The 12,546-nt window shown below is 68.6% G+C and carries 15 protein-coding genes; 8 read left to right on the top strand and 7 right to left on the bottom strand.

Features of this window, described 5'->3' with window-relative positions:
• Window positions 1–54: 54 nt before the first annotated feature.
• The 3 genes from F1D05_RS16820 to F1D05_RS16810 all read left to right on the top strand — a co-directional run bounded on the left by F1D05_RS16820 (window position 55) and on the right by F1D05_RS16810 (window position 4,284).
• The gene (locus F1D05_RS16820; protein ID WP_185448539.1) at window positions 55–669 is read left to right on the top strand and encodes a hypothetical protein; all 615 of its coding nucleotides are present in this window, start codon (window positions 55–57) and stop codon (window positions 667–669) included.
• 109 nt (window positions 670–778) lie between these two features.
• Window positions 779–1,435: a hypothetical protein gene (locus tag F1D05_RS16815; protein ID WP_185448538.1), complete on the top strand. Its 657-nt coding sequence runs from the start codon at window positions 779–781 to the stop codon at window positions 1,433–1,435.
• Window positions 1,432–4,284 carry a tetratricopeptide repeat protein gene (locus tag F1D05_RS16810; protein WP_185448537.1) on the top strand — a complete coding sequence of 951 codons (2,853 nt, stop codon included), beginning with the start codon at window positions 1,432–1,434 and terminating at the stop codon, window positions 4,282–4,284. Before F1D05_RS16815 ends, F1D05_RS16810 begins: the two co-directional genes overlap by 4 nt.
• A gap of 19 nt (window positions 4,285–4,303) precedes the next feature.
• Here the strand turns inward: F1D05_RS16810 and F1D05_RS16805 are convergent, their stop codons facing one another.
• Window positions 4,304–4,813, bottom strand: a complete 510-nt coding sequence (locus tag F1D05_RS16805; RefSeq protein WP_185448536.1) for a hypothetical protein — start codon at window positions 4,811–4,813, stop codon at window positions 4,304–4,306.
• A gap of 121 nt (window positions 4,814–4,934) precedes the next feature.
• Between F1D05_RS16805 and proC the strand changes: the two genes are divergently transcribed.
• Entirely contained in the window at window positions 4,935–5,744 is an 810-nt protein-coding gene (gene proC / locus F1D05_RS16800; RefSeq protein WP_185448535.1) for a pyrroline-5-carboxylate reductase, read from the top strand.
• A gap of 89 nt (window positions 5,745–5,833) precedes the next feature.
• Complete coding sequence (locus F1D05_RS16795) at window positions 5,834–6,397, top strand: hypothetical protein (RefSeq protein ID WP_246486760.1); 564 nt, start codon at window positions 5,834–5,836, stop codon at window positions 6,395–6,397.
• 57 nt (window positions 6,398–6,454) lie between these two features.
• Here the strand turns inward: F1D05_RS16795 and infA are convergent, their stop codons facing one another.
• Entirely contained in the window at window positions 6,455–6,679 is a 225-nt protein-coding gene (infA, locus tag F1D05_RS16790) for a translation initiation factor IF-1 (RefSeq protein ID WP_185448534.1), read from the bottom strand.
• Between the two features lie 173 nt (window positions 6,680–6,852).
• The gene (locus tag F1D05_RS16785; RefSeq protein WP_206686238.1) at window positions 6,853–7,284 is read right to left on the bottom strand and encodes a PPOX class F420-dependent oxidoreductase; all 432 of its coding nucleotides are present in this window, start codon (window positions 7,282–7,284) and stop codon (window positions 6,853–6,855) included.
• Between the two features lie 89 nt (window positions 7,285–7,373).
• Here F1D05_RS16785 and F1D05_RS16780 point away from each other — a divergent pair, with 89 nt between their 5' ends.
• A complete protein-coding gene (locus tag F1D05_RS16780) occupies window positions 7,374–7,724 on the top strand; it encodes a winged helix-turn-helix transcriptional regulator (protein WP_185448533.1) in 351 nt (116 codons plus the stop codon).
• A gap of 115 nt (window positions 7,725–7,839) precedes the next feature.
• Here F1D05_RS16780 and F1D05_RS16775 read toward each other — a convergent pair whose 3' ends face one another.
• The 4 genes from F1D05_RS16775 to F1D05_RS16760 form a co-directional block, all read right to left on the bottom strand.
• Complete coding sequence (locus F1D05_RS16775; RefSeq protein ID WP_185448532.1) at window positions 7,840–8,598, bottom strand: endonuclease/exonuclease/phosphatase family protein; 759 nt, start codon at window positions 8,596–8,598, stop codon at window positions 7,840–7,842.
• Window positions 8,595–9,563, bottom strand: a complete 969-nt coding sequence (gene trpS, locus F1D05_RS16770) for a tryptophan--tRNA ligase (protein ID WP_185448531.1) — start codon at window positions 9,561–9,563, stop codon at window positions 8,595–8,597. The genes F1D05_RS16775 and trpS overlap by 4 nt, the downstream gene beginning before the upstream one ends.
• Window positions 9,564–9,833: 270 nt before the next feature.
• Window positions 9,834–10,220: a PPOX class F420-dependent oxidoreductase gene (locus tag F1D05_RS16765; RefSeq protein ID WP_185448530.1), complete on the bottom strand. Its 387-nt coding sequence runs from the start codon at window positions 10,218–10,220 to the stop codon at window positions 9,834–9,836.
• Window positions 10,221–10,414: 194 nt separating this feature from the next.
• On the bottom strand, window positions 10,415–10,618 hold the full coding sequence (locus F1D05_RS16760; protein WP_185448529.1) for a hypothetical protein: 204 nt from the start codon (window positions 10,616–10,618) through the stop codon (window positions 10,415–10,417).
• Window positions 10,619–10,811: 193 nt separating this feature from the next.
• On the opposite strand from F1D05_RS16760, the gene F1D05_RS16755 reads away from it, so the two are divergent.
• Both F1D05_RS16755 and F1D05_RS16750 read left to right on the top strand, forming a co-directional pair.
• Complete coding sequence (locus F1D05_RS16755; protein WP_185448528.1) at window positions 10,812–11,987, top strand: acetoin utilization protein AcuC; 1,176 nt, start codon at window positions 10,812–10,814, stop codon at window positions 11,985–11,987.
• A 166-nt stretch (window positions 11,988–12,153) separates the two neighbouring features.
• Window positions 12,154–12,369, top strand: a complete 216-nt coding sequence (locus F1D05_RS16750) for a helix-turn-helix domain-containing protein (RefSeq protein WP_112248247.1) — start codon at window positions 12,154–12,156, stop codon at window positions 12,367–12,369.
• Window positions 12,370–12,546: the final 177 nt, after the last annotated feature.

Here is a 12,546-nt window from a genome sequence, read left to right as displayed (position 1 = left end):
GGCTCAGATAGAACCGGCCTCGCGAAGGCGGTCGAGGATCGCTGAGGGGGCCAGATGAACGATGATGAGTTGGGTTTGATGATGCCGGTCTATCAGGCTGATCGGCAGGATCTGCAGGCGCTCAATACCGTCAACGGTGCGCTTTTCGGGGCTGCGAGCGCGTACGTGGGCTTGGTCGTTTTCGCTTTGACCCAAGCCGCGTCCGACGGCATCCCGGTGATCGTTGTGCTCTTTCTCCCGCTGCCGCTCTGGTCACTGGTCACCTTCGCCGTGCTCATCGCCAATGTCGCGGTGCTGAAATCATCGGCGTGCAAGGAGTTCGAGGCTCTCCTCACGAAACGCCTTCGGCTGTCGATGAAGGACTCGCTCGGCGTCACTCTGCAAGCCCGGATAGACGCCCCTACAAAGGCCCGGAAGCTGAATGCCCCCAGCCAGGCCGGCGGCGTTTTCCTGATACTCCTCTGGACCTGCTACGCGACCATGGGCTTCGTGATCTGCGGATTTACGGCGTGGGTCGTGCTCGGTGCAGATTGCTCGCTGAGCTGGCGAATCGTTGCTCTTGCTTGCTACCTGGGCATGGCGGTCTTGTCGCTCTGGTCACTGGTCTCGTCCGTAGGAAGCCCCGCGATGACGGTCGACTACTCCCAAGAACCGAACGCACCTGCCTAGCCCGGGTATGGCGGACGGCTCGCCGACATCGGTTGCTTGGGGCGGGGTTTCGTACCGCGAACTGCATCGGCGGATCGTCAGGGCGCGAACGGCGCGGGGAGTCGCCGAGGTGCCGGTCTACGACACTGTCTATCGCTGCCTGCAGCCGGGGCGGAGCCGGTTGGACGTCGAGCTCGTGGTCGACGTCGTCCGCGCGCTGACCGATGACCAGGCGGCGGCGAGGTGGCGGCAGGCCTACCAGGCGATCACCGGTACTGCGGCCGACGCCGCGGTGGTGAACGTCTGCGACCGGCTGCCCGACGACCGGCCTGGCTTCACCGGCCGCGCGGCAGAACTACGCCGCCTCTGCGAGCTGTCGGCCTCCACCCAGCCGGTCGTCGTGGTGATCGACGGTATGGCGGGCGTCGGCAAGACCAGCCTGGCCATACGGGCAGCTCACCGGATGGCGCTCCCGGCCGTGGTGTTCACCGTCGATCTCAGAGGGCACGATCCCGCCCGTTCGCCCGCGGACCCGGGCGCGGTCCTGGACGGCTTCCTCAAGTCGCTCGGTCTGCGCGGCGGCCAGTTGGCCGGCCTGGACCTGGCTGCCCGTACGGCGCGGTTTCGCGACCTACTGCTCGGCAAGCGGGCCCTGATCCTGTTGGACAACGCCGCATCCGCGGATCAGCTGTTGCCTCTCCTGCCCGGTACTCCCTGCTCGGACTGGGAGACGCCGACGGAGCTTTCGCGGAGGCGTCAGCGGCCATCGGGATCGCTCAGGAGGTGAACAACCGGGTCGGTGAGGCCTACGCCTTGATCACGGCCGGCCGGGCCTTGCGGAAGCTGGGCGACCTCGAAGGAGCCCGTAAGACCCAGGAGACAGCACTGTCGATCGCGCGCGAGATGGGTGGCCAGGACTGCGAGGCGCAGGCCCTCAACGATCTCGGGGCGACGCTGGTGGAACTGGCACACGGGGGACCGCGTCGTACTGCGCGCCTGCGGCGGCGGGCCGTGCTGGTTCGCATTGCCGCAGGTGTCGTTGTCGACCACACTCGGTGGGGCGTGAACGACGGCGAGCCGATCGGGTCAGCGGGTGGAGGCGCAGTGGGGCACACGGGGAGAACGGCACCGCCGGAACCAGGTGGCGCACAGACCGTCGACGAGTTGGCTGCCCGGCTGCGGGCTTTGCACAGCTGGGCGGGGGTCTCCTACCGTGAGATCCACCGCCGCCTGGCCGCGTCCCGGCGCCGGCGGGGGATCGCCGAGATCCCCGTCTACAACACCGTCTACCGCTGCCTGCAGCCCGGACGGAGCCGGCTGGACGCCGAACTGGTCGTCGACATCGCCGCCGCGTTGCTCCAGGACGAGGCCCTGGTAGCGGCCTGGCGGCAGGCCCACCAAGTCGTCGCGGGTCGCGCTGCGGACGCGGCGATCGTCAGCGTCACTGACAGCATCCCGGCCGATCAGGGCACCTTCACCGGCCGGTCCGCCGAGGTCGCCGGCCTGCTGGCTGCCTGCGACGCCGGTACGACGCAATTCGTGCTCGGCGGGATGGCGGGAGTCGGTAAGACCCAGCTGGCCAGATATGTCGCGAACCGGCTGATCGAAGCGGGCCACGGCAACGAGCTGCAGCTCTCGGTCGACCTGCGCGGGTTCGACCCCGACAGACCGCCGGCCGACCCCGCTGCTGTGCTCGATGGGTTCCTGCGGCGGCTCGGCGTACCGGGAAGTCAGGTTCACGCGCTCGACCTGGCCGGCAGGGCCCGGCGGTTCCGGCAGCTGATGGCTGACCGGAAGGCCATCGTGCTGCTGGACAACGCGGCCACAGAGGACCAGGTGCTGCCACTGCTTGCGCAGAGCCCGACCTGTGTGACGGTGGTGACGAGTCGCTATCAGCTGGGTGGTCTTCCGGACGTCAAGTGTCTTGCCCTGGACGTGTTCACTCCGGCGGAGTCACTCGACCTCCTCCGGGGCATCGCCGGCGAGGAAGCGATCGACGCCGACCGGCAGACGGCGGCGCGGATCGCGAGGCTGGTCGGTCACCTGCCGCTGGCCCTCGCCGTGGTGGCCGGCCGGATCACCGATTCACCCGGCTGGTGCTTGGGTGACCACCTGGAACGCCTCACCGAGCATCGCGAGCGGCTCCGGCTGGAGGACAGTGTCGAGCCCGCCCTGGCCCTGTCGTACGAGGCCCTGCCACCCGAGCGCAGGCGGCTGCTCCGGCTGCTGGCACTTCATCCGGGACGCGACCTCGACTCGTACGCCGCGGCGGCCGTGTCCGGGCAGCGCCGCGAGCAGGTGGTCCGGGTGCTCGCGGATCTGGTCCGGGCCAGCCTGCTCCAGCCGGCTGCAGCAGGTCGCTTCGTCCTGCACGACCTGGTCCGCGTGTTCGCCTGTGACCGCTCCCGCGACGAGGATCGGGCAACCGTCCGGCGGGACGCGCTGAGCAGGCTGTTCGACCACTACCGCTGGGCGGCCGCGCAGGCTGCGGCCGGATATGCCCCGCACGAGGGCAGCGTGCGAGCGCTGGTCGAGGACCCGGGAACCGAGTGCCCGCAGCTCGGAAGTCGCGACCTGGCCAGAGCCTGGCTGGACGCGGAGAGGTCGAACCTGATCGCTGTCGTCCGGGCCGCCGCCGAGCTGGGCAGTTCGAGACCGGTGACCGACATCTCGACAGTCATCCATTACTACCTGGACACCTCGGGCTACTACCGGGAGGCCGAGGTGCTGCACGAGTGCGCGGTCGCCGCCGCGACCGACGATGCCAGCCGCAGCCGTGCCCACAACAATCTGGGCTGTGTCTATTGGCGCCTCGGCCGGTACGCCGACGGGCGGGACTGCTATCAACGGGCCCTCGACCTGACCCGCAAGACCGGCAACCGGATCGGCACCGGGAAGGCGGTCGGGAATGTTGCCTTGGGCCACTTCCGGCTCGGCCGCTACCTGGACGCGATCGATTGTTTCGAGCAGGCCCTGACGATCTTCCACGAGGAGAACGACGAGCGGATGTCCAGCGCCAGCACCGTTCGCGGCGGGCTCGGCTGGAGTCTGCTCCGGGTCGGCCGCACGGCTGAGGCGCTGGAGCGGTTCGACGAAAGCCTGCGGATCGCGCGGCTGCTGGGCGACAGCACCTTCGAAGAAGCCTATGCACTGGCCAACGTGGGGAACGCGCACGCGCGCCTGGGCGGCCGCGAGCTGGCGACGGAGTACGGCGAGGCCGCGCTGGCGCTGTCACGCAAGCTGGCGTTCCGCTCGGGCGAGGTCGACGCACTGAACCTGCTGGGCCGCGTGCGCTTGACGGGAGGTGAGCCGCGGGTGGCCGTCAGGCTGCAGCAGGAGGCACTGGACCTGACGATCGACATCGGCAGCCGCGCGATGACCGTGGAGATCCGCAACGACCTGGGTGCCTCCCTGATGGCAGCGGATCGCCTGGACCAGGCCCTGGAGGAGCACCAGCTCGCACTGGTCGTCGCGCAGACGCTGGAAGATCGGTACGAGATCGCCCGCGCCTGCCACGGTCTGTCCGAAGTACTGGGCAGGCAAGGCGCCGACGGGGCGGCGTACCGGGAGCGGGCAGTGGCTCTGTTCGTGGATCTCGGCACCCCTGAGGCTGCCGAGATCCACGCGACCTACTAGTGCGCCACGCGGCTCCAGCTCAGCAGAGGGTGCCGGTCGAGGCGTGGTAGTACGGGCTGAAGACGGTCCAGTTGCGGGTCACGCCGTCCTTCAGCTCGTAGAAGCGGAACCGCACACAGCCGTCCTCGCGATGGTCGTAGTCGCACTGGCCCCAACCTTGTGCGGCCGGCAGCGCTCCGCAGTACCGGTTCTTGCCGTAGTTGGTCTGCACATGGACGACGGCCTGCCAGCCGTTGGCGTCCAGGTCGCGGATCCACTGGTCGTCGCCGTCGTACTCGTAGCAGGAGATCGCGTAGGACGACTGGACGTACGGACGGCAGGCCGAGGGCGGTGAGGCCAGGGTGGTCATCGTCGAGGTGGTCTTCGCGATCGGGGTCGCCGCGACCGGTGCGTTCGGGGTGCCGTCGCCGCTGAGGGGCGCGGATCCGGTCGGCGCGGCCGACGCCAGGCTTGCGGCGCCGGTCACGAGCAGGGCGGCGCCGGCGAAGGCGCCGAGGGTCCGGCGAACGGTTCGGAACGTCTTGGGCATTGGATGGTCCTTCCAAAGGGCGGTGACAGGACTCGATCACCTTGTTTCGCGCGCCCGCCTGCTGTCCCGCATCCCGACCAATCTCGATCAGCGCGGGCGAGTGCGCCGCTACGCTGTCGGCATGAGTACGAACGGGCAGGTGGCCATTCTTGGCGCCGGTGTGATGGGTGAGACGTTGTTGTCCGGGTTGCTGCGGGCGGGGCGGCGACCGGGGGAGCTGCTGATCACCGAGCGCCGTGAGGAGCGTGCCACCGAGCTGCGCGAGCGCTACGGCGTGGACGTGGTGACGAACGTGGAAGCCGCGGCGAAGGCGGAAACCCTGGTCCTGGTGGTCAAGCCGCAGGACATGCCGGAGTTGCTGGCCGAGATCGCTCCGGTCATCCAGCCGACCCAGACGGTGGTCTCGCTGGCCGCCGGTATCACCACCGGGTTCATCGAGTCGCGGCTGCCCGAGGGCGTCGCGGTGGTCCGGGTGATGCCGAACACGCCGGCGCTGGTCGACGAGGGGATGGCCGCGATCTCCCGCGGCGCGCACTGCGACGAGAGCCATCTCGTCCTGGCCGAGGGCCTGCTCGCCGCGACCGGCCGGGTGATCCGGGTGCCGGAGAAGCAGCAGGACGCGGTCACCGCGATCTCGGGTTCGGGTCCGGCGTACATCTTCTTCGTGGTCGAGTCGATGATCGAGGCGGGCGTGCACATGGGCCTGCCGCGGACCACCGCCACGGAGCTCGTCGTCCAGACCCTGGTCGGGTCGGCGAAGCTGCTGCGCGAGACCGGCGAGCACCCGACCGTACTGCGGGAGCGCGTCACCTCACCGGGCGGCACCACCGCTGCCGCAGTACGGGAACTCGAGGACCACAAGGTCCGCGCGGCGTTCCTGTCCGCTATCGAAGCCGCCCGAAACCGCTCGCGCGCCCTGGCCGCTGAGTAATACCTGCGGCCGGAGAGGTTGTACTGATAGAGAGGCGCCGGACAGGCTATTCTGAGCGCCGCACTCTTGCGCCTTTCAAGGGATAGGTCATGTCGGGTCAGCCAGCTCAGAAGGGTTCGGACCAGGAGGTCACCGAGCAGATCCCCGCGTTGCCCTGGCGGGTACCGCTGGATCCGGCGCCGTGGTGGGCGTGGATGCTGTTCGTGGTCCCCTTCGTCGCCGTGCCCATCCTGAACTCGTGGCTCTGGATGGGCGCTCGCGACTTCCTCGCGGTCGCCCTGTTCACCATCATCGGCGCCTCGGTGGTCCGGGTCGCGGGCGGCGTCGTGCTGTACCGCGTCGACCTGACCGAGACCGCGGTCAAGGCCCGCACGAGCCTGCTGGTCCGCAGCCTCGCCTGGCAGGACGTCGACGGGATCGAGATCGTCGACGACTCGGTCGTGCTGACCAGTGGCAAGGACGAGAACGAGATCAACGGCATCGAGAAGGGCCGGCCCGGGTACGTCGCCGCCGTGATGGAGGCGGTCCGCACCCAGGCCGACGCCTCGCCGGTACGCCGCTCGCGCCCGCACCCGGGACTCGGCGCGCTGCTGGTCCTCGTCTACCTGCTGCTGTCGGTCGGCGCGTTCCTGATCCGCTGGCACCTGCTCTGACCGGCAGCGGGACGCCGTCCCGCCACCGGCCGGCAGCGGACCAGTTCCGCTCGCGGTCTAGTTCCGGTAGCGGAACAGGATCCGGCCGCGAGTGAGGTCGTACGGGCTGAGCTCGACGAGCACCCGGTCCTCCGGCAGGATCTTGATGTAGTTCTTCCGGATCTTCCCGCTGATATGCGCGAGCACCACGTGCCCGTTGCTGAGCTCCACCTTGAAGTTGGCGTTGCGAAGACACTCCACGACGATGCCTTCGAGCTCGATGCCCTTCACTGTTCTTGCCATTTTCGTGCCTCTCGAGAGTGCCTTTGACGGCACTCCCGGCGGCTACGTCAGCCGCCCGACCGTGACACGTGGGGGAGCACCCTTGATCCTGCGGTCATGGGTCTCACCTCCTGGCGTGCTGACACGGTCGGCAGAACCGTAGCAACCCGACCACCGCGCTGCCCACCCATTTTCTAGCTCCAGGGGCCTTCGCCGGTGATTCGTTCCGGGGTCACGCGCGCGATCAGCGCAGTACGGGAGCCGCGGTTCTCGAACGGGTAGTCCTTGCCGAGGTAGCGCTGGGACTGCTTGTCCATCAAGGCGTTGTACTCGTCCGGGATGTCCGGCCCTTCCAGTACTACGGTGCCGCGGATCACCAGATACTGCACCAGACCGCGCTCGCTCTTCTGGTCGTCCTGCACGATCAGCGTGACCCGCGGATCGCGCCGCAGGTTCCGCGTCTTGCGGTGGTAGCTCTCGATCCCGATCAGGAGCTGGTCCCCGTCCCGCTCGGCCCACACCATCGACGCCTGCGGTGAACCGTCCGCGTCGATCGTGACCAGGGTGACGTGCTTGTCCGTGGCGAAGAGCCGGTGGGTGCTGGCAGGCAAAGCGATGGCCGGCAACGGAGTTCCCTTCCGAGTTGGTCCATGAGCCGAGGTGGTCCTCGAGACGTTAGCCAGCCCAACGGGAACCCCTGGGTACCCTGATCGACGTGGACGGTATCGGTGACGTTTTCCTCGCTGACTGCCCGGCCCGGCTGGCGGTCGAGGTGATCGCCGACAAGTGGGCCGTGGTGGTGCTCTGGGGTCTGAGCGAGGGCCCGCGCCGGCACGGCGAGCTGGTGGCCCTGATCGGCGGGATCTCGAAGAAGGTGCTGACGCAGACACTGCGACGGCTGCAGACGAACGGATTGGTGACCAGGACGGAGTACGGCGGAGTGCCGCCGCGCGTCGACTACGACCTCACCCCGCTCGGAAAGACGCTGATGGAACCGATCCGGCTGCTGACCACCTGGGCCGCGGACAACGGGGAGGCCGTCCTGGCCGCTCAGGAGAGTGCATAAAAGTCTCACGAGCACGAGATCTACGGGATCGAGCTGGCGCCGACGGACTGCTGGGCCAGGGATCCCGCCGCTTCGACGCTCTCGAAAGACTGCGCGAAGAGGTCTTCAACAAGCTCTAGAGCGAGAGCGTCGCCGCGACCGGCCAGTGGTCGCTGGGGAGGCGCCCGTCCGGACGGAAGTGCGAGACGGCCGCGTCCACGACCCGCCACGAACTGTCGGTCAGGATGTGGTCGATCCGGTCCCGGTCGGTGGCGCCGGTGAACTCACCGTGCTCACTGCCACCCTCGCTCTCCGGTACTGCGTCCAGCAGCCCCGCGCCGGTCAGCGCCTTCAGCGGTGGCGATCCCGGTGTCGCGTTGAGGTCGCCCATCAGGATCCAGTGCAGCGACGGCTCGGCCGCCAGCCACTGCGCGAGCAGGCGTGACGACTCGACCCGGGCGATCTCTCCGGCGTGGTCGTAGTGCGTGTTCGCCACTCCGACCCTGGTCCCGTCGGCATGCCGCAAGCGCACCAGCGTCGCGATCCGGGTCAGGTCGGCGTCCCAGCCGACCGAGCCCGGCCGCGACGGCTCGGGCGACAACCAGCGGGTCTCGTGCGACTCCACCTGCCAGTCGCCGGGCCGGATCAGGACGACGGAGTGCTCACCAGCGTGCACACCGTCGTCCCTGCCCGCGCCGACGATCCGCCAGTCGGCGAACTGCTCACGTAGGTAGTCGAGTTGGTCGGGCAAGACCTCCTGGAGCCCGACCACCTCGGCGTCGAGGGCCTCGATCGCCGCGACGGTGGCCTGCCGGCGTACCGGCCAGGCGTTGTCACCGTCGGGTGCCGACGAGTTCCGGATGTTGAACGTCGCTACTCGCAGCTGCCGGCTCACCCACCTGATCCTGCCAAACCCATCGCGTGGACCGCAGCCTGGAGTCGGGGCCGGCTCGCCTCGATCGCCCGATCGCGCCCCTCGGCGAGCAGGTCGTCCACCGCCACTGGGTCGGACGCGAGCCGCGCGTACTCCTTCTGCAGAGGCTCGATCACAGCCAGTACGGCGTCGGCCGTGTCCGCCTTGAGAGCGCCGTACGTCGGGTAGGCCTTCGCCAGTTCGACCGGGTCGCCGTCGGTGCAGGCGGCGAGGATCTCCAGCAGGTTGGTGATCCCGGGCTTGGCCGCCTCGTCGTGCCGGACCTCCCCGCCGGAATCCGTGACGGCCCGCATCACCTGACGGCGGATCACGTCCGGCGGGTCGAGCAGCCGGATCGTCCCGACGGCGTTGTCCTCGTCGGACTTGCTCATCTTGGCGGTGGGGTTCTGCAGGTCCTTGATCCGCATCGCCAGGGCCGCCTTCTGCAACTGCGGTACGACGAACGTCTCGCCGTACTCGCGGTTGAACCGGACCGCCACGTCCCGGGCCAGCTCGACGTGCTGATCCTGGTCGCCGCCGACCGGCACGCGATCCGTGCCGTAGAGGAGGATGTCGGCCGCCATCAGGCACGGATAGGTGAACAGCGAGGCCCGGGTCATGGGTCGGCCGTTGCCCTTCTCCTTGTACTGGATCATCCGCGACAGCTCCCCGACGTACGAGGTGCATTCGAGCAGGTACGCGAGCTGGGCGTGCGCGGGGACGTCCGACTGGATGAACACCGTGCCCGGTGGAAGACCGGCGGCGAGCATCAGGGTCGCCATCTCGCGGGTCAGCGCGACGAGCCGGCGGGGATCGTGTTTCGTGGTCATCGCGTGCAGGTTCGCGACGAAGTAGAAGCCGTCCGGGTCGGTGAACCGGCGCAGGGCGCCGAGGTGGTTGCCGAGCGTGAGCCGGCCGGACGGGGTGATGCCGGAGAGCGAGGTCATGGTTCCTTCTTCCGAGATGGCCTCGCCCGGGGCATCAAAAAAGGCCGCCTCGGCGAGGCGGCCTTTTGGATGCGTGTGAACGCGAGGGGTCCGCCGTCAGGCGGCCCACCACTGCTGCAGGTTGATGTTCACGGCATCAGACTAGCGGTACGACGATCGCCGACGCCACTCCCGCATCGCACGGCCAGCGCGGATCCGCCTTCGTCGAGGAGGCTAGGGCGTGTTCGCCGGTGGTGCTCAGGGCACGTCGCCATCTTCAGGTCGTAGTCGCTATGAGACGTTTCGTTTGCTGCTGCCTTCGAAGCCCCAGCTGAGGATGCGGGTCGGGTGGATGCGGATGATCTCGCGGCTGAAGCCGGGCATCGGTGGCTCGGCGTCGGCGATCGCCTCCGCGCGGCCGCGGATCTCGATGCCGCGGACCTGCCAGCCCTGGTCGGTGGACAGGTCGTCGACCACCAGCGACACCTGCGGATCGGCCTGGACGTTGTGGAACTTCCGGCTGGCGCCCATGCCGTGGCCGCCGATGTCGACGTGGTCGGCGGCCACGAAGTACCCGACGGGGTTGTTCTGCAGTGACCCGTCGGGCACCTTCGTCGCCAGCCGGCCGAGTTTCTGTCCGGCCAGGAAGCTGAGCTCGGGCTCAGTGAAGATGCTCATGCCGCCAGCATTCAACCTGAACCCAGGTTGAGGTCAAGCGGTCGGTACCGGGCTGACTCGATCGCGTCGAGCCCGGTGGAGGGCTGTCTCCTCTATGACGGAAGGGGTTCAGTCGATCGTCGGCTCTCGTCGGCGCCCCAGCATCAATTCCACCTGCCTGGAACCCCGTGCAGCCGTTGGGTAGTCGAAGGGACCTACCCCTCTCCGGCCACCAGGGCGTGGATCAGGGGACGCAGTACGGCGGTGATCTCATCCGGCGTCGCATCCGCGAGTCCGTCGAACTCGAGCAGGTGCCGGCCGATCACGGTTCCGATCGTCAAGGCGCCGATCAGGCCGGCCCGCAGTACGGCGTTGTCGCCCGGCATCAGCGTGGCAACCTGCCGCTGCTGCCCGATCATCGCCGTCCGATCCCGGCAACCACCACCGAGCCGCTCTTGGCGCGCTGGCTCCAGGGGCGGTGGTGATGGTCGTCTTCCATGCCCGAGGTGGCGCTTATCGGCTGAACACGCGCTTCGGCCGGCCTAACCCGTCGGCGCCGGACCGGTGACGTGAGGACAGCACCGCGCCGGCTTGGTGGCCTAAGGTCGGGGCATGAGTGGTGAGGCGATGCTGGTCTTCGACGAGGGCCTGACGGCGTACGACTTCGGGCACGGCCATCCGATGAGCCCGATCCGGGTCGACCTGACCGTCCGGCTGGCCCGGGCGCTCGGCGTCCTGGACCTGCTGAAGGTGGTGCCCGCGCCGATCGCCGACGACGCGCTGATCGGGACCGTGCACACGGCCGAGTACATCGCCGCGGTGAAGCGGGCCGGCGAGCATCCCGACGTAGCGGACCTGAAGCATGGTCTCGGTACCGACGACACCTACTGCTTTCCGCAGATGCACGAGGCGTCCGCCCACGTGGTCGGGGCATCGGTCGAGGCTGCCCGCGCCGTCTGGGAGGGCGACGTCCTGCACGCCGCCAACATTTCCGGCGGGCTGCACCACGCGATGCCCGGGCTGGCCAGTGGATTCTGCGTCTACAACGATCCGGCCGTGGCGATCCAGTGGCTGCTCGACCATGGTGCGGAGCGGGTCGCGTACGTCGATGTCGACGTGCACCATGGCGACGGAGTACAGACCGTCTTCTACAACGATCCGCGGGTGCTGACCGTCAGCCTGCACGAGTCGCCGACCACGCTGTTCCCCGGCACCGGTACGGCGGGCGAGACCGGCGGGCCGGATGCGGAAGGCAGTTCGGTGAACGTGCCGCTCCCGCCGGGAACCGGGGATGCCGGCTGGCTCCGGGCGTTCCACGCGGTCGTGCCGGACGTGGTGAAGGCCTTCCGGCCGTCCGTGCTGGTCACCCAGCACGGCTGCGACTCCCACGTGGAGGATCCGCTGGCCCATCTGACCCTGACGATCGACGGTCAGCGGGCGGCGTACCAGGCATTGCACGACCTGGCTCACGAGGTCTGCGAGGGCAAATGGGTCGCGACCGGGGGCGGCGGCTACGCGATCATCGACGTGGTCCCGCGCGCCTGGACCCATCTGCTGGCGATCGTGGCCGGTCAGCCGATCGATCCGGCGACACCGGTGCCGGAGAGCTGGCGTGAGGACATCCGGATCCGGTACGGGCGGGTCGCGCCGTCGCGGATGACGGACGGCCGGGACGCGGCGTACGCCGACTGGTCGACCGGCTACAACCCGGACACCTGGCTCGATCGTTCGATCAAGGCGACCCGGGACATCTCGTTCCCGCTGCTCGGTCTCGACCCGACCTACTGATCCCGGGACCGCGTTCGGCTCCGGAGTCCGGTTTTCGGGCTGTTTCGAGTCACAGGAGTCCCCCTCTTTCCCATTCGCACCAACAGCCACTACGCTCGGCTCATGCACGGGCGGAAGTGCCGGAGGGGAAGCCGGCGCACGACCCGTGCTGGAAGTGCGGTGCGCAATGGCATCAAAGAAGTCCGGCGGTGAGTCGCCGCTCGCCGAGGTGAAGTTCCTGACCGTGGCGGAAGTCGCTACGGCCATGCGCGTGTCCAAGATGACTGTGTACCGCTTGGTGCACTCCGGAGAGCTGCCCGCGGTGCGGGTGGGTCGGTCGTTCCGGGTGTCTGAGGACGCCGTGCACGACTACCTCAAGGGCGCCTTCTTCCAGGCCGGATAACCACGAGAAGCGCAAGCGGCCGGACTCCCCCGGGAACCGGCCGCTTCGCCCTGTCCAACCTGTCGCTCAGCGTCCAACCTATCGCTAAGCGCCCGGTCCGATTTGTCAGTCAGTGTCTGGCTCGGTCGGCCGACGACCTGCTTTGGTCTGTGGGTCAGTGCGCTGTTGGTCTGCCGG

Origin of the sequence: Kribbella qitaiheensis (assembly GCF_014217565.1) — a bacterium.
Lineage (GTDB): Bacteria > Actinomycetota > Actinomycetes > Propionibacteriales > Kribbellaceae > Kribbella > Kribbella qitaiheensis_A.
Note: the sequence above shows the minus strand (reverse complement) of the source record. Positions and strands in the feature narration are given on the sequence as shown.